Origin of the sequence: Glaciihabitans sp. GrIS 2.15, from assembly GCF_035984695.1 — a bacterium.
In the GTDB taxonomy this organism is placed as follows: domain Bacteria; phylum Actinomycetota; class Actinomycetes; order Actinomycetales; family Microbacteriaceae; genus Lacisediminihabitans.
In genome coordinates this window covers 26570-49441 of record NZ_JAXCHU010000008.1, presented here as the reverse complement: position 1 = coordinate 49441, position 22872 = coordinate 26570, and the positions used below count along the sequence as shown (strand labels likewise).

The window sequence follows — 22872 nt, the reverse complement described above, 5'->3', positions numbered from 1 at the left end:
GTCGGCACTGGCGTCGCGTGATCGCCATCGCTCCAGCGCGCCCGTCATCGGCCTCACCACCTATCTCGAGCAGGCGCAGACCGGAGTCTGGGACGTGCAGGCGGCCTTCTTGCCGAAGGTCTACTTCGAAGCGATCACCCGAGTGGGCGGCATTGCCGTTCTGCTCCCGCCGCAACCCGTCTCCGAGCAGATCGCGAGCCGGGTGCTCGACGGACTCGACGGCCTGCTGATTACGGGCGGAAAAGACGTGGACCCGGCCCGATACGGCCAGGAACCGCATCCGACCACCGATATTCCGCGCACCGATCGTGATGCCTGGGAGGATGCGCTTCTCACCGCGGCAATCGCCCGCGAGCTTCCGTTCCTCGGCATCTGCCGCGGAGCCCAGGTGCTCAATATCGCGCGCGGCGGTACTCTGCATCAGCACCTCCCCGAGGTGCTCGGCACTGAGAAATACCAACTCGGCGGCGGCAACTTCGGCCGGGTCGAGGTCGCGGCGGAGGCGGCAAGCGCGGTTGGTCGACTCGTCGGAACCGATCCGCTCGAGGTGGCGGTGTATCACCATCAGGCCATCGACCGGGTGGGCGATGGGCTTCGCGTGACCGCGCGCACCGAGGACGGCGTGATCCAGGCAGTCGAACTGGACAGTGTGCCGTTCGGGGTGGCAGTGCAGTGGCATCCGGAGCAGACCGGCGAGGACCTGAGGCTGTTCGCCGGGCTTGTCGAGGCGGCCAGGGACTACAGCGCCGCAGGGGCCGGGCGATGACCGGCATCACGTTGATCAACCCGGCCACCGAGGCGGTGCTGCAGACCGTCGAGCACAGCAGCCTCGAGCAGGTGGATGACGCCGTCGCCCGAGCGACGTTCGCGCAGCGCGCCTGGGCGGCTCTTCCTCCGGCCGAGCGCGCTGCTGCTCTTCGACGGTTCGCGACGGTCGTCGAGGGCGATATCGATAATCTTGCCGCGCTCGAAGTAGCCAACTCGGGGCATCCGATCTCCCAGGCCCGCTGGGAAGCGGGCCATGTGCGGGACGTGCTCAACTACTACGCGGCCGCCCCGGAACGGATGATCGGGAAGACCATCCCCGTGGCCGGAGGCATCGACGTCACCTTTCTCGAGGCGCTCGGTGTGGTCGGAGTGATCGTGCCGTGGAATTTTCCGATGACCATTGCGGCGTGGGGCTTTGCCCCCGCTCTCGCCGCCGGGAACGCGGTATTGCTCAAGCCGGCCGAGTGGACTCCGCTCACCGCGATCCGACTCGGCGAGCTGGCCCTCGAGGCGGGTATGCCGCCCGGGCTTTTCCAGGTGCTGCCGGGCAAGGGTACGGTGATCGGCGAGCGATTTGTGACGCATCCCGAGGTGCGCAAAGTGGTCTTCACGGGCTCGACCACCGTGGGCAAACACGTGATGGCCGGCTGCGCCGACCAGGTGAAGGCGGTGACCCTCGAGCTCGGTGGCAAGTCGGCGAACGTCATTTTCGCCGACTCCGACCTGGAGAAAGCCGCGGCGACCGCTCCTTACGCCGTGTTCGAGAATGCCGGCCAGGACTGTTGTGCGCGCAGTCGAATCCTGGTGCAGCGCAGCGTCTACGATCGTTTTCTCGAGCTGCTGGAGCCCGCGGTGAAGGGCGTGCGCGTCGGCTCTCCGCTTGCAGACGACACGGAGATGGGCCCACTTGTCTCTGCGGCACACCTGGCAAAGGTGCGCTCGTATGTTCCCGACGATCGTCAGGTCGCCTTTCGAGGCAGCGCTCCGGATGGCCCGGGCTTCTGGTTCGCCCCGACGGTGCTGCTGCCAGACTCGCGAACCGATCGGGTGGCAGTGGATGAGATTTTCGGTCCAGTTGTCAGTGTGCTGCCATTCGAGGACGAGGCGGATGCCATCACCCTCGCCAACGACAGTATTTATGGGTTGAGCGGCTCGATCTGGACGAGGGACCTCGGCCGCGCCATCCGCGTCTCCCGGGCGATCGAAAGCGGAAACCTCTCGGTGAATTCGCATTCCTCGGTGCGCTACTCCACTCCCTTCGGTGGATACAAGCAGAGCGGTCTCGGGCGCGAGCTCGGACCGGATGCCGCCGCCGCATTCACCGAAACCAAGAACGTCTTCATCAGCACGGATTAGGAGCACAGCACATGCCAGTAGCGAAGATCGACCTCACCCAGCGCCTCGCAGGCAAGGTCGCCGTCGTCACCGGGGGAGCGAGTGGGATCGGTCTCGCCACCGCCCGGCGTTTCGCCGCAGAGGGAGCCACTGTGGTGATCGCCGACTTCCATGCGGTGTCCGGTGCGGCTGCGGCCGCCGAAGTCGATGGGCTGTTCGTGCAGGTGGACGTGTCCGATGAGGCCCAGGTGAATGCGCTCTTCGCGACAGTCAACGAGACCTACGGATCGGTCGACATCGCGTTCAACAACGCCGGAATCTCCCCGCCCGACGACGACTCGATCGAGACGACCGAGTTGCCGGCCTGGCAGAAGGTGCAGGATGTCAACCTCAAGTCGGTCTACCTGTGTTGCCGGGCCGCGCTCAGATACATGGTCGTCCAGCAGTCCGGGTCGATCATCAACACGGCGTCGTTCGTGGCGGTGCTCGGGTCGGCGACGAGCCAAATCTCGTACACGGCGTCGAAGGGCGGCGTGCTCGCGATGAGCCGCGAACTCGGCGTGCAGTTCGCCCGCCAGGGTATCCGAGTGAACGCGCTCTGCCCCGGACCGGTGAACACGCCGTTGCTGCAGGAGCTGTTCGCGAAAGACGAGGAGCGCGCCCAGCGGCGTCTCGTGCATATTCCCACGGGCAGGTTCGCCGAGCCGGAGGAGCTCGCCGCCGCGGTTGCGTTCCTCGCCAGCGACGACTCCTCCTTCATCACCGGCTCGACCTTCCTCGTCGATGGCGGTATCAGCGCTGCCTACGTGACCCCGCTGTAATCATGAGCGAGCGGGGCGAGGGAGGGCTGCTGCGGGCGGATGTCGCCGGTGACGCCCTCTTCCGACCGGTGCGCGCGGGTAACGCCTTCGAGGAGACCGTGAGCCGCCTGCTGCAGGCCATCCGCCTCGGGATCGTTCCACCCGGAGACGCCCTGCCGGCCGAGCGCGAGCTCGCCACGCGATTCTCGGTGAGTCGTGACACCGTGCGTGACGCCATCCGCTCACTGTCTGACGCCGGCTTCCTGGTGTCGCGGAGGGGGCGCTACGGCGGCACCTTCGTGGTGGATACCCCGCCACCCCGGGTCGCGGGCTCCGGGATCGACTCTCTTGCGGCATCCGCTCCTGCCACCGCGGAGGAGATCGAAGACGTGCTCGCCCTCCGCGACATCCTGGAGGTTGGGGCGGCGCGCTCTGCTGCGGCCCGCAGTCTCACCGCGGGCGATCGCGAGCTGCTCTGGACCAGGCTGCGAGAGACGGCGGCCGCGACCGTCACCGACTACCGACGGCTCGACTCGCGGCTGCATCTCACGATCGGCGAACTCGTCGGGGCTCCCTCGCTCGTGCCACTGCTCGCGGAGAATCGGATGCGGGTGAATGGCCTGCTCGACGACATTCCGCTGCTGCAGCCAAACATCGAACACTCTAACCAGCAGCATGAACGCATCGTGATCGCCGTCCTCACCGGGGATGCCGAGCGGGCGGCATCCGCGATGCAGGAGCACCTCGAAGGCTCGGCAGCGCTGCTGCGCGGATTTCTCACCTGAGGTCGCACGGCGAGCGCCTTGGTGTCGCTGCGGCCTCGGACTGCGGGTTTGCGCTGCGTCTTCGGACTGCGGCTTCGGGCTGCGGCTTCGGACTGCGGCTTCGGACTGCGGCTTCGGACTGCGGCTTCGGACTGCGGCTTCGGACTGCGGCTTCGCCTTGCGGCTTCGCCTTGCGGCTTCGCCTTGCGGCTTCGCCTTGCGGCTTCGCCTTGCGGCTTCGCCTTGCGGCTTCGCCCGCGCCTTCAGAGGAGGTGACGATGCTCCGTGATGTGCAGAGCCGCGCTACTGCCACGGATGGCCACGAAATGTGCGCTCCGCGGACCTTCTCCGCGCGGGTATCGCGCTGGTGTCACGACCTCCCGGCGGTGTCACGACCTCGCGGCGGGGGTTATGGTTCCCTGCGTGCGGGTATCGCGCTGGTGTCACAACCTCCCGGCGGTGTCACGACCTCGTGGCGGGGGTTACAACTCCCTCCGTGCGGGTATCGCGCTGGTGTCACAACCTCCCGGCGGTGTCACGACCTCGCGGCGGGGGTTGTAACTCCCTCCGCGACCACCTTGGGCCTCCGCGAGCTGTCTTATCTCCCGCCACGAGCAGAAGGAAGGAAAAGGTGTCCGCCGTTCGAACGTAACCTGGGGTTGTCCTCAGTCGGTCGGGGGCGACTTCGGCGTGCGGGGCTGGGTCTGCGCCTTGACCACCGGAGACTTAGGCGCGGGTGTTTTTGCGGCCGTGGGCTTCGCCGCGGCCACTGGCTTCGCCGCGGCCGTGGTCTTCGCCGCAGTCACACTGGGCTTCGCCGCAGGCACCGTGGAGATGGTACGCGTCGGTGTCGGCGGTGCGGGTGTCGGCGGCGCGGGGGCGGGTGTGGGTGCTGTGGCGGTGGGAATCACCTTTGTCGTGGTGGTGGGAGTTATCGAAGCGGTAGGAGCTGTCGGGGTGGATGCCCCTGAGGTCGCCGGGACGGTTACCCGAGGCGCGGAAGCCGGAGGCGCGGAAGCCGGAGGCGCGGAAGCCGGAGGAACCGAAGCCCGAGGCGCAGAAGCCGGAGGAACCGGAGACGTGGACGCGGACGGCGCTGCCACGGGAGGTGTCGAAACCGAGGATGGTGCGGCGGAGGTCGGCGCGCTTGGCGCTGTCGGACTGGGGCGCGGAGCGGCCGGAGGCTTCGGCGGCTCGTTCTTCGCCACGTACAACTGCGCGGCGCGCGTCGCTACGAGGAGGAAGCGCACCAAGAGGAAGACGAGGCCAACTCCGACGGCGAGGGCGAGCAGTGAGAAGAAGCCCCACACCACGAGCCCGGCGAATCCGAGAACCCCCGCTCCCATGTCGTACATTCCCGGAATGAGTGGGTTGTGCATGGTTACTCCTCTAGCTCATCGACAGCGCGCGACTGCTCCACTACTGAGTCCACCGCAATGACAACGGTAATGGCCCAGCTGACCCACATGAGGATCAGCCGCCAGTCGCGCGGACCTTTTCGGGTCGTCTGGAGGGTACTCCACCCGCCGATGACGGCGCTGATCAGGGTGCCACTGAAGATGAATTTGCGCAACGTGAGCCTTTCCGGTCGATACATCCACGGTACTCCGCCGCGGTATCGGGCCCACATCCCGATATAGAGTAAAAGCCCGGTGCGGCGTCGAGTGACCGAAGGGGCCCGTGCGAACTGCGATCCTCGGAGCTGCCCTGCTCCTGCTCGGCTTCGTCGCCATTGCCACTGGCATCCTCCCGGTGGCGGATGCGCTGGCCATCGGCGAACGGGTATGGCCGATTTTACTTTTCGTGGTCGCGATCACGGTGGTCACTGAGCTCGCCGCAGAGGCGGGGCTGTTTCGGGTGCTCGCGGAGCAGACCGCCCGCTGGGGACATGGCCGGGCCTGGCTTCTCTGGCTGCTCGTGCTCGCCCTCGCGGTGGTGGGCACGATCTTCCTCTCGCTCGACACGACGGCGGTGCTCCTGACGCCGGTTGTGGTGATCCTCGGCCGGCATGCCGGACTCTCGCCGCTGCCCTTCGCCCTGACGACCGTGTGGATGGCGAACACTGCATCCCTGCTGCTGCCCGTGTCGAACCTGACCAACCTCCTCGCCGAGCACGAACTCAAGGGTGTCGGGCCGCTTCAGTTCGCCGCCCTCACTGCAGTACCCGCGCTGATCTCCGTGCTGGTTCCGGCGCTCATCCTGTTCCTGGTCTTCCGCCGTGACCTGCTGGTGCGTTATCGCACCGAGCCGAGGGAGCTCGCCGATGACCGGGTGTTGTTGATCGCGAGCGGCGTGGTCGTCGCGTTGCTGATCCCCTCGCTCGTTTCGGGCCTCGAGGTCTGGATCCCCACAATAGCGGCGGCGCTCATCCTTGGCGGATTCTTCCTCGTGCGACGCCGATCGGTGGTGCGATTCGGCTTACTTCCGTGGCAGCTCGTGCTGCTGGCATCCGGACTCTTTCTCGTGGTGGAAGCGGCGCATTCCCTCGGCCTCGGGATGCTTCTCGCGACGGTCTCGGGCACCGGACATGACCCGCTCAGCCTGTTGCGGTTGGCGGGCGTGGCGACTCTCGGTGCCAATGCGATCGACAATCTGCCGGCCTATCTCGCGCTCGAACCGGTGGCTGGCGACCCCGTGAGGCTCGTCGCGCTGCTGATCGGCGTGAACGTCGGATCGCTCGTCACCCCCTGGGCGTCTCTTGCCACGCTGCTGTGGCACGAACGGCTCAAGGCGCTTGATGTGGAGATCTCCTGGGGCCGCTACGCCCTGCTCGGGGTGATCGCCGCGCCGATCACCGTTGCGCTTGCTACCCTCGGTCTCGCCTTTGCACAGGGCTGATTTCCCGGGTATTTCCAGAAGCTCCGAAGCCCCGGAAAATACGCCGGCTTTCGCTGTGAATGCTTACACGAAACGCGGATGGCCCGTCGCGGCCTTTTAGCGTTGAGAGCACATATTCCATCCGTCACGACCTTCCCAGGGGGAGACAATGTCACGCGCACTCGAAGAACGAACCACCGATACTCAGACGTCGAACCATCGAATGATCGCTGTGGACCGCCGCGTTGCCGTGGGGCTTGGACTCGCTTCGGTAGCGGCTATCCACATCCTCGACCTGCCAGGCAAGTTCGCCGAGACGCCCTACCTTGCAGCCTTCTACGTCGCCCTGATCATCGCCTCCTTCGTGCTGACGGAGCGGCTCTTTGTCGCGGGCACGCGGCGCGACTTCCTCGCCGCGGCCGCCCTGTCGGCCGCCGTTATCGTGGGATTCACGATCAACCGTACCGTCGGGATGCCCGGGGCCACCGGTGACATCGGCAACTGGCTTGAGCCCCTCGGGCTCCTCTCTATCGTGGTTGAGGCCTTCGTGCTCTGGCAGTCCATCGCGGCAGTCGTCGGGATGCCCCGAAAGGCTCGCTGACCGACATCGGGGGGCGAGACATTCGGGTCGCGGATGTTTCGTTCCCTGATCGAAAGCTGGCAAGCCACTGGCAAACTGACCGATCGGACAGGATCTGACCGATCGGTCAGCTAATTTCGAACGGTGTCCACCTCGTCCGAAGATCTTCGCGCTATCGCGCTCGCCGAATTCGCCGCCGCCGGGTACGCCGGAACGTCTATTCATCGCATCGCCGATATCGCCGGGTTGTCCAAATCGAGCGTGCTCTACCACTACTCGTCCAAGGAGACTCTGCTCGAGGCGGCGGTCGCACCGGCCATCGATCGGATGACTCAGATTCTCGAGGCGCTCGAAGTGCGCACGCTCTCTGCCGAGGGACGCCTCGCATTCCTGAGCGAGTTCGTGGACTTCCTCCTCGAGTACCGCCGTGAAGTACACATGTTCATCAACCAGGGGCCATCGCTCGTTGACGTTCCTGTCATCGACAGGGCCAACGATCTCGTCGTCAGGCTCGCCAAGTTCTTTGCGGCCAATACCGCTTCGGTAGAGGAGAAGATGCGCTTCGGGATCGCCCTCGGCGGCGCCGCCTACATGCTCTGCACCCAGGATTCACTCGGCTTCGACAACACCCCAGTGGACGAGACCCGGGCGGCTCTCATCACCATTCTCACCGGACTCCTGGCTCCGGTCGGGGGTTCCGCAAACGCAGCCCCATCCATCACAGTGAACGGGATCTGATCATGGCCACTCTCCTCTATCGGCTCGGTCGGTTCTCCTACCGACGAGCGTGGGTCGTCATCGGGGTCTGGCTCGTGCTTGTGGTCGGGGTGCTCGGCGCCAGTGCGGCGCTCGGTGGCAAGACCCAGGAGTCCTTCGCGATTCCCGGCACGGAGTCGCAGATGGCCCTCGATCGCCTCGACGCAGTCTTCCCCTCCGTCGCGGGGGCAAGCGCCCAAGCGATTGTTGTCGCGCCCACGGGCGGCGCGATCCGCGATGCAGCCGTGACGGCGGCCATCAAAAAGATGGATGTGCGGATTGCGAAGATCCCTGGCGTCGACTCGGTCATCAGCCCCTTCTCGCAGTACGCGGGAAATGCCATCAGTGGCGACGGACGCTATGCCCGCACGCAAATCCAGTTCATCGGTGCTTCGACGGACGTAAAGCCGGCCACCATCACGGCGCTCAGGGCTACCGCGTCGATCGCTGAGGATGCCGGATTGACCGTCGCATTCGGCGGTCAGGTCTTTCAAAACAACACCGTCGGGCTCACGGTCACCGAGGTGTTCGGACTTCTCTTCGCCGCCGCGGTGCTCTTCATCACCTTCGGGTCACTCGTGGCCGCCGGTATGCCCCTGCTCAGCGCGATCATCGGCGTCGCCATAGTTGTCGGGGGCATCAGCGCCATTTCCGCCTTCACCACAGTGTCGAGTTCGGCGCCCCTGCTGGCGGTGATGATCGGACTCGCGGTGGGGATCGACTATTCGCTCTTCATTCTGTCGCGACATCGCAACCAACTCGCCGCGGGGGTAGAACCGGAGGAGTCGGCCGCAACGGCCGTCGGTACGGCGGGTAGTGCTGTCGTCTTTGCAGGCGTCACGGTGATCATCGCGCTGCTCGGGCTGCTCGTGGTCGGCATCCCCTTCCTCAGCGTCATGGGCGTCGGTGCCGCTTTCGCCGTACTTATCGCGATCGGCGTCGCCACCACGCTGCTTCCCGCACTCCTCGGCCTCCTCAAGGGCCGCCTCGCACCCAAGCCGGGATCGCGGGCCTGGAAGCGAGCAATGGTGCATGACGAGGGAAGCCGCCCCACCATGGGCCTGCGCTGGGTCACGGGCGTTATGAAGCGCCCGGTCCTCGCCACGATCGGGGTCATCGTCGTGCTCGGCGTACTCGCAATCCCCGCCCTCAGCCTCGACCTCAACCTGCCAGACGGCGGATCCCAGCCCAAGGGATCGACCCAGCGCCAGGCATACGAGTTGATCAAGAAGGGATTTGGACCGGGCTACAACGGTCCGCTCATCGTCGCCGTCGACATCACCCAGACGACCGCCATCCAGTCCGATCTCGAGAAAATTGGCGCCGAGTTGAAGACACTCAAGGATGTCGAGTACGTCGCACAGGGCTTCCCCGACATCACCCTCGACACCGCGATCATCCAGGTCGTGCCATCCAGTGCTCCGGATGCCCCGGAGACCAAGGTGCTCGTACAGTCGATCCGTGACCTCGCTCCGTCGATCGAGAAGAAATACGGCACCCCGGTCACGGTCACGGGCACTACAGCGATCGGCATCGACATCTCCAATCGCTTGACCAGTGCGCTCATCCCGTTCGGAGCTATCGTCGTCGGCCTCTCCATCGTGCTGCTCATGATGGTCTTCCGCTCAGTGCTCGTCCCATTCAAGGCAGCGCTCGGCTTCCTGCTGTCGGTCACGGCATCCTTCGGCGTCATCGTCGCGATCTTTCAGTGGGGATGGCTCGGCAATGTGCTCAACGTCGAGAATCCGGGTCCCATCCTGAGCTTCATGCCGATAATCCTGATGGCGGTGCTCTTCGGCCTCGCCATGGACTATGAGGTGTTCCTGGTCTCCGGTATGCGCGAGGAATTCGTTCACTCCGGCGATGCGAAGCAGGCGGTGCGCCGCGGGTTCGCCAATGGCGCCCGCGTAGTCACCGCTGCCGCTCTCATCATGTTCTTCGTCTTCTTCGCCTTCGTGCCGGAGGGCTCCGGCACCATCAAGCCGATCGCCCTTGGCCTTGCGGTCGGGGTCGCATTCGACGCCTTCCTCGTGAGAATGACGCTGGTGCCCGCGATTATGACCCTGCTCGGTCGGGCGGCCTGGTGGATGCCGCGCTGGCTGCAGCGCGCGCTGCCCAACATGGATATCGAGGGCGAAAACCTGCGCGAGCATCGCGAGGCGATTCTGTGGACCCATGGCCAGCAGGGTGCCGCTCTCAGCGCCGAAGGTCTCCTGGCGGGCTCGGCGGAGTCTCCTGTTGGACCTCTCGACTTCAGCATCCCCAGCGGCGCCCTCGTACTCGCAAGCGGCGAGACGACCGCTCGCCGTCTCGTGGCCGCGACCCTGGGTGGCCGGCTCGATCCGTTGTCCGGACGGGTGCAGGTGATGGGGCATCCGCTCCCCTCCGAGTCGGCCAGGGTGGCCCGTCTGGTCGCCATGGCGGATGTCGGCGGGCTCGAGCGCGAAGAGAGCCGGGTGATGCTTGGCGAACTGCTTGACGAGCGGATGCGCCTCAGCCAACCCTGGCATCGAATCGGATCCCGGCGCCACAGGGTCGAGCGCTGGATCATGCGAATCAACGCCGAGCTCGCCGTTGTCAGCGCTGGTCGCGGAGTGATCGTGACCGCGCAGTCCACGCTGCAGGAGCTGCCTCAGCGGGAGCGGGCGATCGCGCTCGCGACCGTCGCACTCTCCGAGGGCACACCGGTGGTCATGCTCGACCTGCTCGACTCGTTCGCGTCGCCGACCGATGAAGAAGCCTTCCTTGCCGCGGTGTGTCACCTCACGCCGGCGACGACAACCCTGTTGCTCTTCACTCCAGCGACGATCCGCACCGGCGTCGCGCCCGAGCGCGACCTTGTCGTGCTGCCCCTCGCCACTTTCGATACAGCCACTTTCGACGCCACCACTTTCGATGCAACCACTTTCGATAGCACCGTTTTCGATACAGCCGCTTTCGACGCACCCGCTTTCGACTCCACCGCTTTCGACTCCAAAGGAGCGCTCAAGTGAGCCAGCCCCACGCACCGGCCGCACCGGCACCGCACCGCGGGTGGATGCGCATCGCGGCCATCATCGCCGTCGTGCTCGTTCCCCTCGCATTCGCCGGGCTGTTCGTCGGGGCCCTCTCCCAGGCATCCACCGCCGTAGGCCGCATTCCCGCAGCCATCGTCAACAGTGACAAGTTGATTTATTCGACCGCGGCCGACGGCACCAAGTCGCCGATCTTCGCTGGTCGCCAACTCGTCACCGAACTCACCGGTGGCAGGAGCGCGGGCAAGTCCGGCAGCTTCGATTGGACCATCACCAACAGCGCCGACGCACGAAAGGCCCTCGCCAACGGCACCGTCGACGCGATCCTCACCGTGCCGAAAGACTTCTCCTCGTCGATCCTGTCCTTGCAGTCCTCGAACCCGACCAAGGCCAACATCGCGATAAAGACGGATGATGCCCACAGCTATCTCACCGGCGCGGTCGCCCAAGCGGTCGGCGACGGTATGGTGAACACCTTTGGCAAGGCCATCACCGAGAGCTACATTTCCGGCATCTACGCGAGCGTGGGCACGCTCGGCAGCTCCCTCACCACTGCAGCGAATGGCGCGAACGGCCTCGCGACGGGGGCCACCAACCTGAGCGGCGGGCTCGGCAGCCTCACCGGGGGTGCGACCTCGGCTGCGGGTGGCGCGGCCTCCCTCGCCTCCGGCATCGGTAAGTACACCGGGGGAGTCGACTCCCTGAGTGCGGGACTGCGCTCGCTCGACTCGGGGGCCGCCGGGCTGACGCCGCTCAGCCAGGGTATTTCGGGCGTCTCCGCTGCTGTTTCCGGACTTTCGGCCAAATTGGCCGCAGCAACTTCTGAGCCCGTTCCCGACAACGCCGCGATTGCGGCGATCAGCGCCCAGCTCTCGGCCGCCTCCTTTCAACTGGCCTCGATCAGCGGGCAGAACGCGAACGCGGCGACCGGAATCCAAAACGGAGTTTCGCAGAGCGCGACCGGCGCCGCCAAACTCGCCGCCGGATCCGCCGGACTCCGGTCAGGAGCAAGCTCCCTCGCCAGCGGGGTTGGCGAGCTATCGACGGGGGCGGCGTCCGCAGCATCCGGTGCATCGGCGCTCGCGACCGGAGCATCCCAGCTGGCCACCGGGCTGAAGTCTGGTGCCGACCAGGTGCCGGTGACGGATACGGCGGCCGCGGCGAAGTCCGCGAAGGTCGCGGCGAGCCCGGTCTCGCTCACCGTGACGCGCGAAAACAAGATCGGCGACATCGGTACGGCGATCGCGTCATTCTTTGTGCCTCTCGGACTCTGGCTCGGCGCCCTCGCGGTCTTCCTCCTGATGCGCCCCATCACGCGGCGTGCTCTCGCCACGAGCGCGGGTAATGGCCGCCTTGTGCTCGCTACGCTCGCGCGGGCGAGCGCCATCACCGCGGTGCAGTCCCTGCTGCTCGTCGCGCTGCTCCACCTCGGGCTTGGTGTCTCCTGGACGGTGCTGCCCGCAACTCTCGGATTCGCGCTGGTGCTCGCCCTCGCCTTCGCGGCGTTCCACTATCTGCTCACGATCGTGTTCGGTCGCGTCGGGCTGGTGGTCTCGCTGCTGCTACTCGCCGTTCAGGTCACGTCGACCGGGGGACTTTATCCGGTGCAACTGCTCGCCGCCCCGTTCCAGGTGATCAGCCCGTTAGTACCGCTCACCTATGGGGTGCAGGGCATGCAGGGGATCGTAGCCGGTGGCGATGCCGGGCCGATCATCGCCGCCGCTCTTGTGCTCCTCGCATTCGGCCTCATCAGCGTACTGCTGTCGATACTGGCGCTCCGCCGGGTGCGACGCGCCGATGCGCTCGGGCTCACATCGAAGGCGGGCACCGCTCGGGCCGCGATCTCTCCGGTGCGGGTGTCGGCGGCGATGGGCTAGAGCCAGTCGCGCTTGCGGAACTGCAGGTACAGGGCGAACGACGCCACGACGATCAGGCCGAGTGACGCGTAGGCACCCCACACCGTGCCGAACCCGATGAAGGTGAGATTCTGGCCGAAGAAGCCGGTGATGGCCGTGGGCACCGCGATAATGGCCGCCCAGCTCGTTACCTTCTTCATGATGAGGTTCATGCGATTGCCCTGGATGCTGAGATTGGTCTCCAGGATCGTCGAGATCAGGTCGCGCAGGGATTCTGTCCACTCGGTGGCGCGCAGCACGTGGTCGTAGACATCCTGGAAATAGGGTGCCATCTCCCTATCGAGGGTCTCCAGATCGCGGCGAAGCACCGTGTTCACTACCTCGCGCATCGGCAAGATCACCCGGCGCAGCAACACGAGGGACTTGCGGAATTCGAACGAGCGCCGCTGTACCTCCTTGTCACGAGGGCGATCGTCGAAAAGGGCATCCTCGAGTTCGTCTGACACTGTGTCGAGCTGCTGCACTGTCTCGAAATGGCCATCGACGATTTCGTCAAGGAGTCCCCAGAGCAGATAAGCGACCCCGTGTTTCGCCAGGTTCTTATCGCTGTCCCAGCGGGCAACAACCTTCGAGATATCGAAGTCCGGCCCGTGAACGGTGATGAGCGCGCGAGGGGTGATGAAGGCTTTGATCTCGTGGGTCTCGAGCTCACCCGTCACCGTGTCGAGCGTCACCCCATAGGCCGCGAGAAACAGGTGGGTGTCGTAACGGTCGAGTTTCGGCCGCTGCGACGAGTGGACGGCATCCTCCACTGCGAGGGGGTGCAGGCCGAACTCTTCGCTGATGATTGCGAGGTCTGCTGCGTTCGGCGAGACGAAGTCCGCCCAGACGGTGCATTCTTTCAACTGGATGTGATCGGAGATGTCCTCGACCGCGAATCCCTGGGTCTTTAATTTGCCGTGGGTGTAAAGCCGGGTAGTCGCCATCGGGCAATGCTAGTTGTGGTCGGTACAGTAATCTTGAGGGCACAGTGAAACTCACGACCCACGGCACCTATGACTTCATCGTCGTGTCCAATCGCCTCCCCGTCGATCGCGCGGTCGAGGCTGACGGCTCGGGATCCTGGAGTCGGTCTCCCGGCGGGCTCGTCACCGCGCTGGAGCCGGTCATGCAACAAAACGAGGGCGCTTGGATCGGGTGGGGCGGACAGCCTGACCTCGAGCTTGAGCCGTTCGAGAGCGATGGTATCCACATCATTCCGGTGGCCCTGAGCGCACTCGAGATCGAGAACTACTACGAAGGCTTCTCCAACGACACCCTATGGCCGCTGTATCACGACGTGATTGCACCCCCCAGCTACCACCGGGAGTGGTGGGAGAGCTACGTCGAGGTCAACCAGCGGTTCGCGGATGCCACGGCAGAGGCGAGTTCCACCGGTGCCGTCGTCTGGATCCAGGACTATCAGCTACAGCTTGTACCGAAGCTCCTTCGCGAGATCCGTCCCGATCTCACCATCGGGTTTTTCAACCACATCCCCTTTCCGCCCTACGGCATCTATTCCCAGCTGCCCTGGCGAACGCAGATCATCGAGGGGCTGCTCGGAGCGGACGTTATCGGCTTCCAGCGTGTGGCGGACGCCAGCAACTTCCAGCGCGCGGTCCGTCGGCTGAAGGGCTACGGCACCAAGGGGTACCAGGTGGAAGTACCGCTCGTCGACGGTTCTCCCGGAGTGCGGGTCTTCGGCGAGATCAAACGCCAGGGCTCGTTTCGCACCGTTGTCGCCCGCGCGTTCCCTATTTCGATCGACAGCGCGAGTTTCGAAGCACTCGCACGCACCCCCGCTGCGCAGGAGCGTGCGAAGCAGATCCGTGCCGAACTCGGCAACCCGCGCACCGTGATGCTCGGCGTCGACCGCCTGGACTACACGAAGGGCATCGCGCACCGCCTCAAGGCCTACGGCGAGTTGCTGGCCGAGGGTCGATTGAGCTCCGAGGATGTCACGCTCGTGCAGGTGGCGAATCCCAGCCGCGAGCGGGTGCAGGCCTACATGGCGCTGCGAGACGAAATCGAACTGACGGTTGGCCGGATCAACGGCGACTACGGCACTATTGCGCACGTGCCGATCAGCTACCAGCACCACGGATTCCCCCGCGAGGAGATGGTGGCTCTCTATCTCGCCGCCGACGTGATGCTCGTCACGGCCCTCCGCGACGGCATGAATCTCGTGGCAAAGGAGTATGTGGCGTGTCGATTCGACGACGACGGCGTACTCATCCTCAGTGAATTCGCCGGGGCATCCGACGAGTTGAAGCGCGCACTGCTGATCAACCCGCACGACATCGACGGTGTGAAGGAGGCCATCCTCCAGGCTATTTCGATGCCGAAGGTCGAGCGAACTGCCCGTATGAGATCGCTGCGCAAGCGGGTGCTCGAGCACGATGTCTCTCGCTGGTCGCGGGACTTTCTTGAGGTGCTCGAGAGCCGGGCGCACCATGGATCCGAGGGGCACGAACTCGCCTGATGGTCGGCGCCGATATCCCACCCAACTTCTCCAGCCTGCCCGAGCCGTTCATCGGGGCGTTGCGGGAACTCGCCCTTACGCGTCGGCTGCTCGTCGCCCTCGATTTTGACGGTACCCTCGCGCCGGAGGTGGATTCCCCGGAGCAGGCGCGCGCGCTGCCTGAGGCCCGTGCCGCCGTCCTGCGGCTAAACGACATTCCGAACACGAGGGTCGCCCTCGTCTCCGGCCGTGCGCTCGACAGTCTCATTGCGGTCTCCGACCTGCCGGACAGCGTGCTGCTCGTCGGCTCCCACGGCATCGAACTACGGCTCGACAACCCCGGGGACAGCGTGACTCTCAACACCACCGAATTCGAGCGGATCGATCTGCTCGGCGAGGTGCTCGGCGAGGTCGCCAACTCCTTCGACGAGGTCTGGCTTGAAGAGAAGCCCGCCGGCTTCGCTCTGCACACCCGTCTGGCCTCGGAGCACAACAGCCGGGTCGCCCACCTGGTCGCCCGAAGCGAGACAGCGGCGGAGCTCGACGACCTCACCATCCGAAGTGGCAAGAATGTACTCGAATTTTCGGTGCGCTCCACCACCAAGGGCGAAGCCGTGCAGCACCTGCGTGCGTACACGAACGCCACCGCGGTTTTCTACGCCGGTGACGACGTGACCGATGAGGATGCCTTCGCTGCGCTCAGCGCCGATGACGTCGGGCTCAAGAGTGGCCTGGGTTCGACTCTCGCGAACTTCCGGGTCGGTGGACCGAGCGATGTCGCCCGGGCGATCAACCTGCTCGCTGAACTGCGCGAGGGCCACGCCCGCGCGCACTAGCATCCGCTGTCGCCTGCCTGCGCGCCCGCCTGCGCGACTCCGCGCTTCCGCCTGCGCGCTTCCCGGTGGTGCTGTGACGCCGTGGCGGGGGACGTGCCTCCCTCCGCGAGAGGGTGAGGCCTCCGCGAGCCGGCGTATCCCCCGCCAGGGATGGTGAGCCCTCGCGAGCCGACGTATCCCCGCCAGACGGTGAGCCCTCCGCGCCTGCGCGACTCCCGGTGGTGCTGTGACGCCGTGGCGGGGGACGTGCCTCCCTCCGCGAGACGGTGAGCCCTCCGCGAGCCGGCGTATCCCCCGCCACGGCGGAAAAGCGAGCGGCCGAGCGGCACCGGTTGCGGTAGTGCACCCATGGTGGCGTTCTAGACTCGGTTACATGCCCGAAACAGTTGACTGGAAGCCCCGCTCGCGCACGGTCACCGACGGCATCGAGGCGATGACATCCCGGGGAATGCTCAGAGCGGTCGGGATGGGGGATTCCGACTGGGAGAAGCCACAGATCGGCATCGCGAGCTCGTGGAATGAGATCACCCCCTGCAATCTCAGCCTCGACCGGCTCGCGCAGGCCGCGAAGGAAGGCGTGCACTCCGGCGGCGGGTATCCGCTTCAGTTCGGCACCATCTCCGTCAGCGACGGCATCAGCATGGGCCACGAGGGCATGCATTTCTCCCTGGTGAGTCGTGAAGTCATTGCGGACTCCGTCGAGGTCGTCATGCAGGCCGAGCGCCTCGACGGCTCGGTACTGCTCGCTGGCTGCGACAAGTCACTGCCCGGCATGCTCATGGCGGCCGCTCGCCTCGACCTCGCCTCGGTGTTTCTCTACGCCGGCTCGATCGCGCCCGGCTGGGTTCGCCTCAGCGATGGCACCGAGAAGGAGGTCACCATCATCGACTCCTTCGAGGCAGTCGGTGGGGTCAAGGCTGGCACTATGAGCGACGAGGATGCCTATGCGATCGAGTGTGCAATCGCCCCGGGCGAAGGTGCCTGCGGCGGCATGTATACCGCCAACACGATGGCGAGCGTTGCCGAAGCGCTCGGGATGGCCCTGCCGGGCTCCACGAGTCCGGCCGCGGCAGACCGTCGCCGCGACTATTTTGCGCACAAGAGCGGCGAGGCTGTCGTCAACCTGCTCCGCCTCGGCATCACGACCCGCGACATCCTCACCAAGGATGCATTCGAGAATGCGATCGCCGTGGCCATGGCGCTCGGAGGATCGACCAACGTCGTGCTGCACCTCCTCGCCATCGCCTGGGAAGCGGATGTCGACCTCAGCCTCGACGACTTCAACCGCATCGGCGACACCATCCCGCACCTCGCCGACATGAAGCCCTTCGGCCAGTTCGTGATGAACGACCTTGATCGCCGCGGGGGAATCCCGGTGCTGATGAAGGCATTGCTGGATGCCGGACTGCTGCACGGCGATGCGCTAACGGTCACCGGCAAGACACTCGCCGAGAACCTCGCCGAGTTGAACATCCCGCCGCTCGATGGCAAGGTCCTGCGCACCCTGGACAATCCGATCCACGCGACCGGCGGCCTTACTATCCTGCACGGATCGTTCGCACCGGAGGGTGCCGTCGTCAAGACCGCCGGCTTCGATGCAAAGGTCTTCGAGGGTCCGGCCCGGGTCTTCGAGCGGGAACGCGCGGCGATGGATGCCCTCACCGAGGGAAAAATCGGCGCGGGGGACATCGTCGTGATTCGCTATGAAGGACCGAAGGGCGGACCGGGAATGCGCGAGATGCTCGCCATCACCGCCGCCATCAAGGGAGCCGGGCTCGGCAAGGATGTATTACTCTTGACAGACGGGCGATTCTCAGGCGGCACAACCGGACTGTGTATCGGCCATATAGCACCCGAAGCGGTGGACGCAGGTCCCATCGCCTTCGTGCGCGATGGTGATCTGATACGGGTCGATATCGCCGCTCGCTCGCTCGACCTACTTGTCGACGAGTCTGAGCTCACCGCTCGCCGCTCCGGCTGGGCTCCGCTTCCTCCGCGTTACACCCGTGGCGTTCTGGCAAAGTATTCGAAGCTCGTGCACTCCGCTGCGGAGGGCGCAATAACGGGCTAACCCGGGGTCGGGAAACGGGCCCTCTCACCATTCGCACTCTATGTCTCGCAAGGAATATTCAATGACCACGGAAACCGTTGCCGTGCCGACGTCGCCAACCAAGAGAGCCACCGAACCTGAGATCCTGACCGGGTCGGGCGCGATTCTCCGTTCGCTCGAAAATCTCGGGGTCACGGATGTATTCGGCCTGCCCGGCGGCGCGATCATGCCGTTTTATGACGAGCTCATGTCGTCGACGGGCATCCGGCACATCCTCGTACGCCATGAACAGGGCGCCGGTCATGCCGCTGAAGGCTACGCCGCCTCCACCGGCAGGCTCGGGGTCTGCATTGCGACATCCGGTCCCGGTGCCACCAACCTTGTGACCGCAATCGCGGATGCCTACATGGACTCCGTTCCACTGCTCGCGATTACCGGCCAGGTGTTCTCCACGCTCATGGGAACCGACGCCTTCCAGGAGGTGGACATCGTGGGAATCACGATGCCGATCACCAAGCACTCGTTCCTGGTGACCAGGCCGGAGGACATCCCGGCCACGATCGCGGCGGCGTACCTCATCGCGACGACCGGTCGTCCCGGGCCTGTTCTGGTGGATGTCACCAAAGACTGCCAGCAAAACAGCGCGCCCTTTATCTGGCCGCCCAAGGTCGAGCTGCCCGGGTATCGTCCGGTAGTGAAGGCCCACGGCAAACAGGTCCAGGCTGCAGCGCAGCTGCTCGCCGAGGCGAAGCGACCGGTGTTCTACGTGGGCGGCGGTGTGATCCGCTCCAAGGCATCCGCTGAGCTGCTCGAGCTGGCCGAACTGGTCGGAGCGCCGATCGTCACCACGCTGATGGCCCGTGGCGCCTTCCCGGACTCCAACCCGCTGAACCTCGGCATGCCCGGGATGCACGGCACGGTGCCCGCGGTGCTCGCCATCCAGGAATCCGACCTGCTCATCTCCCTCGGTGCCCGTTTCGACGACCGGGTCACCGGTAAGCCGAGCGAATTTGCGCCGAATGCGAAGGTCGTGCATGTCGACATCGACCCGGCGGAGATCTCGAAGATCCGCTTCGCCGATGTTCCCATCGTCGGCGATGCCAAGGACGTCATCGCCGACCTCACCGTCGCCTTTCGTGAGGCGATAATGACCACGCCCTCCGACCTCTCCCTCTGGTGGGAGCGCCTGGACCAGCTTCGCGCCCGCTATCCGCTCGGCTATGACGAGCCGGAGGACGGCCTGCTGTCGCCGCAGTACGTGATTCAGCGCATCGGAGAGCTCACCGGACCTGAGGCGATCTACGCGTCGGGTGTCGGTCAGCACCAGATGTGGGCGGCGCAGTACATCAAGTACGAGCGTCCCAACTCGTGGCTCAACTCGGGAGGCGCTGGCACCATGGGCTACGGGGTTCCCGCCGCCATGGGGGCCAAGGTCGCAGAACCCGAGCGCACTGTCTGGGCGATCGACGGTGACGGCTGTTTCCAGATGACCAACCAGGAGCTCGCCACCTGCACGATCAACAAGATCCCGATCAAGGTCGCGATCATCAACAACTCTTCGCTCGGCATGGTGCGCCAGTGGCAGACGCTGTTCTACGATGGCCGCCACTCGTTCACCGACCTCAACACCGGCCATGACACGGTGATGATCCCGGACTTCGTGAAGATGGCGGACGCGTATGGGGCCCTCGGCATCCGGGTGCGAAACAAGGAAGACGTGGATGCCGCCATCAAGCTCGCCAACGAGACAAACGACCGCCCGGTGGTGATCGACTTCATCGTGAGCCCGCACTCGATGGTCTGGCCGATGGTGCCACAGGGCGTGGGTAACTCCAACGTGCAGTACGCGAAAGACCACGCCCCATCCTGGGACGAGGAGTAAGCCGATGACGCACGTTCTCTCCCTGCTCGTCGAGGATAAACCCGGACTCCTCACCCGCGTCGCTGGCTTGTTTGCCCGCCGCGGGTTCAACATCGAGAGCCTTGCCGTCGGCGCGAGCGAGATCCCCGGACTCTCCCGCATCACCGTGGTGGTGGACGTGGAGGAGTTGCCTCTCGAGCAGGTGACCAAGCAGCTCAACAAGCTCGTGAACGTGATCAAAATTGTGGAGCTCGACCCCGTGCAAACCGTCGAACGAGAGCACATGCTGCTCAAGGTACGGGTCGACAACACCACGCGAAGCCAGATCCTCGAAGCGGCAACACTGTTTCGGGCACGCATCGTTGATGTCGCCACCGATGCCCTTGTTATCGAGGTCACCGGCGATACCGCAAAGGTGCAGGCCCTGCTGAGGGTCCTGGAGCCCTACGGGATCAAGGAGATCGCCCAGTCGGGCCTGTTGGCGATCGGGCGCGGATCCAAGAGCATCACCGAGCGCGTGTTCAAGAACTAGTTTTCACCTCACAACAACCAAGGAGACACACACCGTGACTGAGATTTTCTACGACAAGGATGCCGACCTCGGCCTCATCCAGGGCAAGAAGGTCGCTGTCATCGGCTACGGCTCGCAGGGCCATGCGCACGCGTTGAACCTGCGCGACTCCGGAGTCGAGGTCGTTGTCGGCCTCAAGCCTGATTCCCGGTCCGTCGTGAAGGCGCAGGAGGCCGGGTTCACAGTGCTGTCGTCCGCCGAGGCGGCCGAGTGGGCCGACGTGATCGTGATTCTCGCGCCCGACCAGCACCAGCGTGGACTCTACGCCGCCGATATCCAGCCGCACCTTGTCGCCGGCAATGCGATTCTGTTCGGTCATGGCTTCAACATCCGCTTCGGCTACATCACCGCGCCGGAGGGTGTCGATGTGATCATGGTCGCGCCAAAGGGACCGGGCCACACCGTGCGTCGCGAGTTCGAAGCCGGTCGCGGAGTTCCCGTTATCGTCGCGGTGGAGCAGGATGCTTCTGGCCAGGCTTGGCAGCTCGCCTGGTCGTACGCGAAGGCGATCGGCGGACTGCGTGCCGGCGGCATCAAGACCACCTTCACCGAGGAGACCGAGACCGACCTGTTCGGGGAGCAGGCCGTGCTCTGCGGTGGTGTGTCGCAGCTCGTGCAATACGGTTTCGAGACCCTCACCGAGGCCGGGTACCAGCCCCAGATCGCCTACTTCGAGGTGCTTCACGAGCTCAAGCTCATCGTCGACCTCATGTGGGAGGGTGGCATCGCCAAGCAGCGTTGGAGCGTCTCCGACACCGCCGAGTATGGCGACTACGTCTCCGGCCCGCGCGTGATCGACCCGCACGTGAAGGAGAATATGCAGGCCGTGCTCGCCGACATCCGATCCGGTGCCTTTGCCGAGCGATTCATCGCGGACCAGGATGCCGGAGCGCCCGAGTTCCTCGAGCTGCGCGCGAAGGGAGCGGCTCACCCGATCGAGGCGACCGGCAAGGAGTTGCGCGCCCTCTTCGCCTGGAAGCAGGTCGACGAGGACTACACCGACGGGTCCGCTGCCCGCTAGTTTTACTCGAAGAGGCCCCGGTTTTGTGAAACCGGGGCCTCTTCGCTGCCTCCCGCCTGAATAGCTCCTGCAATTTACCGGGTGTTCTTGGACTCTCACGGGTTTTCGGTGGAGCTGGGGCCGGTGCGAAGAAATCTGCAGGAGTTATGCGCGAGGCTGGGACAATGACACCGCCGACGTCCGCCCGGGTATGCCGGGCGTTCGCCACAGCGGCACTGGCTCTTGTGCTGCTCTACGTGCTTATTGACGTGGTGCTGCAGTTTCTGCCGCCGCATTACTCGGTGCTGAGCGACGCCGAGAGCGACCTCGCAGTTGGGCCGTTCGGTGGGGCGATGAACCTCAACTTTTTGGCCAGGGCGGTGATGAGCGGATGCGTGGTGGTAGCGGTGGCGCTCACGGCTCCCGCTTCACGACTGCGGTTAGCCGGCTCGGTACTTCTCACGCTGGCGGGGCTCTGCTCGGCGGCCCTGGTCTTTTTTCCTACGGACGTTAACCGTCCGGACGAGTTCGGCATGACCCCGCGCACGACCGTCGGGCTCGTGCATGTGGTATTCGCGACATCCGGATTTCTCGCCGTACTGCTGGCCATGGCACTGCTCACCCGGTGGATCGGCCGGACTCGCGCGGTAAGGGGCTTCTTCGTGGTCGCGCTGGTCGGGCTGGGGCTGCTCGCCGCGAGCCTGGCCGTGTGCGCGCAGGTGGTCGGCCTCACCGAACGGCTGTGCCTGGTGGGCATCCTCGGGTGGACTTTCGCGCTCTGCTGGCGGTTGCGGAGTTCGCCGCCTTCGTGAGTCGGTTTCGGATGTCGCGGATGTCGCGGCGGGGAGCACTGCGGCGCTGATACGCCCTCGTGGAGGGAGTCGTAACCCCCGCCGGGGTGCGCGCAGGCCGCCGGGAGTCGGCACAACTCCCGCCGAAAGGTGCACTGCGGTGGGGAACGCTGCGGCGGGGAACATTGCGGCGGGGAACAATGCGGCGGGGAACATTGCGGCGGGGAAAGACTGCCGGGGGGAACTCTGCGGCGCTGATACGCCCTCGTGGAGGGAGTCACAACCCCCGCCGCGCTGCGCCCACGCCGCCGCGAGCTGGCACAACCCCCGCCGCGGGGTGCATTGCGGTGGGGAACACTTCCGCGGGGAACATTGCCGTGGGGAACTCGGCCGCGGGGAACTCGGCCGCGGGGAACTCGGCCACGGGGGGAACTCGGCCACGGGGGAACATTGCGGCGGGGAACACTGCGGCGGGGATACGCCCTCGTGGAGGGAGTCATAACCCCCGCCGGGGTGCGCGCACGCCTCCGCGAGTCGGCACAACCCCCGCCACGGGGAACACTGCAGCGGGGA

Annotated in this window: 20 protein-coding genes; 16 read left to right on the top strand and 4 right to left on the bottom strand. The window is 65.4% G+C overall.

What is annotated here, in order from left to right:
• Positions 1-7 precede the first annotated feature (7 nt).
• From RCH11_RS12350 to RCH11_RS12335, 4 genes are read left to right on the top strand one after another with little or no spacing between them, the layout of a single operon-like run.
• Positions 8-766, top strand: a complete 759-nt coding sequence (locus RCH11_RS12350; protein ID WP_327057484.1) for a gamma-glutamyl-gamma-aminobutyrate hydrolase family protein — start codon at positions 8-10, stop codon at positions 764-766.
• Positions 763-2124: an aldehyde dehydrogenase family protein gene (locus RCH11_RS12345; protein WP_327057317.1), complete on the top strand. Its 1362-nt coding sequence runs from the start codon at positions 763-765 to the stop codon at positions 2122-2124. The genes RCH11_RS12350 and RCH11_RS12345 overlap by 4 nt, the downstream gene beginning before the upstream one ends.
• A gap of 11 nt (positions 2125-2135) precedes the next feature.
• Positions 2136-2924 carry a 3-oxoacyl-ACP reductase gene (locus RCH11_RS12340; protein ID WP_327057316.1) on the top strand — a complete coding sequence of 263 codons (789 nt, stop codon included), beginning with the start codon at positions 2136-2138 and terminating at the stop codon, positions 2922-2924.
• Between the two features lie 2 nt (positions 2925-2926).
• Positions 2927-3688 carry a FadR/GntR family transcriptional regulator gene (locus RCH11_RS12335; protein WP_327057315.1) on the top strand — a complete coding sequence of 254 codons (762 nt, stop codon included), beginning with the start codon at positions 2927-2929 and terminating at the stop codon, positions 3686-3688.
• Positions 3689-4332: 644 nt separating this feature from the next.
• Here the strand turns inward: RCH11_RS12335 and RCH11_RS12330 are convergent.
• Together RCH11_RS12330 and RCH11_RS12325 are read right to left on the bottom strand one after the other, a co-directional pair.
• Positions 4333-5046, bottom strand: a complete 714-nt coding sequence (locus RCH11_RS12330) for a hypothetical protein (RefSeq protein WP_327057314.1) — start codon at positions 5044-5046, stop codon at positions 4333-4335.
• Between the two features lie 2 nt (positions 5047-5048).
• Entirely contained in the window at positions 5049-5264 is a 216-nt protein-coding gene (locus RCH11_RS12325) for a hypothetical protein (protein WP_327057313.1), read from the bottom strand.
• 83 nt (positions 5265-5347) lie between these two features.
• Here RCH11_RS12325 and RCH11_RS12320 point away from each other — a divergent pair, with 83 nt between their 5' ends.
• The 5 genes from RCH11_RS12320 (at position 5348) to RCH11_RS12300 (ending at position 12711) form a co-directional block, all read left to right on the top strand.
• Complete coding sequence (locus RCH11_RS12320) at positions 5348-6505, top strand: SLC13 family permease (RefSeq protein WP_327057312.1); 1158 nt, start codon at positions 5348-5350, stop codon at positions 6503-6505.
• Positions 6506-6653: 148 nt separating this feature from the next.
• Positions 6654-7085 carry a hypothetical protein gene (locus RCH11_RS12315; RefSeq protein WP_327057311.1) on the top strand — a complete coding sequence of 144 codons (432 nt, stop codon included), beginning with the start codon at positions 6654-6656 and terminating at the stop codon, positions 7083-7085.
• 123 nt (positions 7086-7208) lie between these two features.
• Positions 7209-7802, top strand: coding sequence for a TetR/AcrR family transcriptional regulator (locus RCH11_RS12310; protein WP_327057310.1), 594 nt, complete (start codon positions 7209-7211; stop codon positions 7800-7802).
• 2 nt (positions 7803-7804) lie between these two features.
• Positions 7805-10813 carry an MMPL family transporter gene (locus tag RCH11_RS12305; RefSeq protein ID WP_327057309.1) on the top strand — a complete coding sequence of 1003 codons (3009 nt, stop codon included), beginning with the start codon at positions 7805-7807 and terminating at the stop codon, positions 10811-10813.
• Positions 10810-12711, top strand: a complete 1902-nt coding sequence (locus RCH11_RS12300) for a YhgE/Pip family protein (RefSeq protein ID WP_327057308.1) — start codon at positions 10810-10812, stop codon at positions 12709-12711. The genes RCH11_RS12305 and RCH11_RS12300 overlap by 4 nt, the downstream gene beginning before the upstream one ends.
• Here the strand turns inward: RCH11_RS12300 and RCH11_RS12295 are convergent.
• Positions 12708-13676: a magnesium transporter CorA family protein gene (locus RCH11_RS12295; RefSeq protein ID WP_327057307.1), complete on the bottom strand. Its 969-nt coding sequence runs from the start codon at positions 13674-13676 to the stop codon at positions 12708-12710. The two genes, RCH11_RS12300 and RCH11_RS12295, sit on opposite strands and share 4 nt — an antisense overlap.
• 44 nt (positions 13677-13720) lie before the next feature.
• On the opposite strand from RCH11_RS12295, the gene otsA reads away from it, so the two are divergent.
• From otsA to RCH11_RS12260, 7 genes are all read left to right on the top strand, one after another.
• Entirely contained in the window at positions 13721-15211 is a 1491-nt protein-coding gene (gene otsA, locus RCH11_RS12290) for an alpha,alpha-trehalose-phosphate synthase (UDP-forming) (RefSeq protein ID WP_327057306.1), read from the top strand.
• A complete protein-coding gene (gene otsB / locus RCH11_RS12285; protein ID WP_327057305.1) occupies positions 15211-16026 on the top strand; it encodes a trehalose-phosphatase in 816 nt (271 codons plus the stop codon). Before otsA ends, otsB begins: the two co-directional genes overlap by 1 nt.
• 373 nt (positions 16027-16399) lie before the next feature.
• Positions 16400-18097 carry a dihydroxy-acid dehydratase gene (gene ilvD, locus RCH11_RS12280; protein WP_327057304.1) on the top strand — a complete coding sequence of 566 codons (1698 nt, stop codon included), beginning with the start codon at positions 16400-16402 and terminating at the stop codon, positions 18095-18097.
• A gap of 40 nt (positions 18098-18137) precedes the next feature.
• Positions 18138-19958: an acetolactate synthase large subunit gene (locus RCH11_RS12275; protein ID WP_327057303.1), complete on the top strand. Its 1821-nt coding sequence runs from the start codon at positions 18138-18140 to the stop codon at positions 19956-19958.
• Between the two features lie 4 nt (positions 19959-19962).
• A complete protein-coding gene (ilvN, locus tag RCH11_RS12270; RefSeq protein ID WP_327057302.1) occupies positions 19963-20469 on the top strand; it encodes an acetolactate synthase small subunit in 507 nt (168 codons plus the stop codon).
• A gap of 34 nt (positions 20470-20503) precedes the next feature.
• On the top strand, positions 20504-21529 hold the full coding sequence (ilvC, locus tag RCH11_RS12265; RefSeq protein WP_327057301.1) for a ketol-acid reductoisomerase: 1026 nt from the start codon (positions 20504-20506) through the stop codon (positions 21527-21529).
• A gap of 164 nt (positions 21530-21693) precedes the next feature.
• Positions 21694-22320: a DUF998 domain-containing protein gene (locus RCH11_RS12260; RefSeq protein ID WP_327057300.1), complete on the top strand. Its 627-nt coding sequence runs from the start codon at positions 21694-21696 to the stop codon at positions 22318-22320.
• A gap of 256 nt (positions 22321-22576) precedes the next feature.
• Here RCH11_RS12260 and RCH11_RS12255 read toward each other — a convergent pair whose 3' ends face one another.
• Positions 22577-22723, bottom strand: a complete 147-nt coding sequence (locus RCH11_RS12255) for a hypothetical protein (protein WP_327057299.1) — start codon at positions 22721-22723, stop codon at positions 22577-22579.
• Between the last annotated feature and the right edge of the window lie 149 nt (positions 22724-22872).

What these genes read in the sequence shown, in the direction of transcription:
- RCH11_RS12345 (WP_327057317.1), top strand. Translation starts at nt 763, where the DNA reads ATGACCGGCATCACGTTGATCAACCCGGCCACCGAGGCGGTGCTGCAG.
- ilvN (WP_327057302.1), top strand. Translation starts at nt 19,963, where the DNA reads ATGACGCACGTTCTCTCCCTGCTCGTCGAGGATAAACCCGGACTCCTC.
- RCH11_RS12305 (WP_327057309.1), top strand. Translation starts at nt 7,805, where the DNA reads ATGGCCACTCTCCTCTATCGGCTCGGTCGGTTCTCCTACCGACGAGCG.
- RCH11_RS12330 (WP_327057314.1), bottom strand. Translation starts at nt 5,046, where the DNA reads ATGCACAACCCACTCATTCCGGGAATGTACGACATGGGAGCGGGGGTT.
- RCH11_RS12335 (WP_327057315.1), top strand. Translation starts at nt 2,927, where the DNA reads ATGAGCGAGCGGGGCGAGGGAGGGCTGCTGCGGGCGGATGTCGCCGGT.
- ilvD (WP_327057304.1), top strand. Translation starts at nt 16,400, where the DNA reads ATGCCCGAAACAGTTGACTGGAAGCCCCGCTCGCGCACGGTCACCGAC.
- RCH11_RS12325 (WP_327057313.1), bottom strand. Translation starts at nt 5,264, where the DNA reads ATGTATCGACCGGAAAGGCTCACGTTGCGCAAATTCATCTTCAGTGGC.
- RCH11_RS12340 (WP_327057316.1), top strand. Translation starts at nt 2,136, where the DNA reads ATGCCAGTAGCGAAGATCGACCTCACCCAGCGCCTCGCAGGCAAGGTC.
- RCH11_RS12295 (WP_327057307.1), bottom strand. Translation starts at nt 13,676, where the DNA reads ATGGCGACTACCCGGCTTTACACCCACGGCAAATTAAAGACCCAGGGA.
- RCH11_RS12315 (WP_327057311.1), top strand. Translation starts at nt 6,654, where the DNA reads ATGTCACGCGCACTCGAAGAACGAACCACCGATACTCAGACGTCGAAC.
- RCH11_RS12260 (WP_327057300.1), top strand. Translation starts at nt 21,694, where the DNA reads ATGACACCGCCGACGTCCGCCCGGGTATGCCGGGCGTTCGCCACAGCG.
- RCH11_RS12275 (WP_327057303.1), top strand. Translation starts at nt 18,138, where the DNA reads ATGTCTCGCAAGGAATATTCAATGACCACGGAAACCGTTGCCGTGCCG.
- otsB (WP_327057305.1), top strand. Translation starts at nt 15,211, where the DNA reads ATGGTCGGCGCCGATATCCCACCCAACTTCTCCAGCCTGCCCGAGCCG.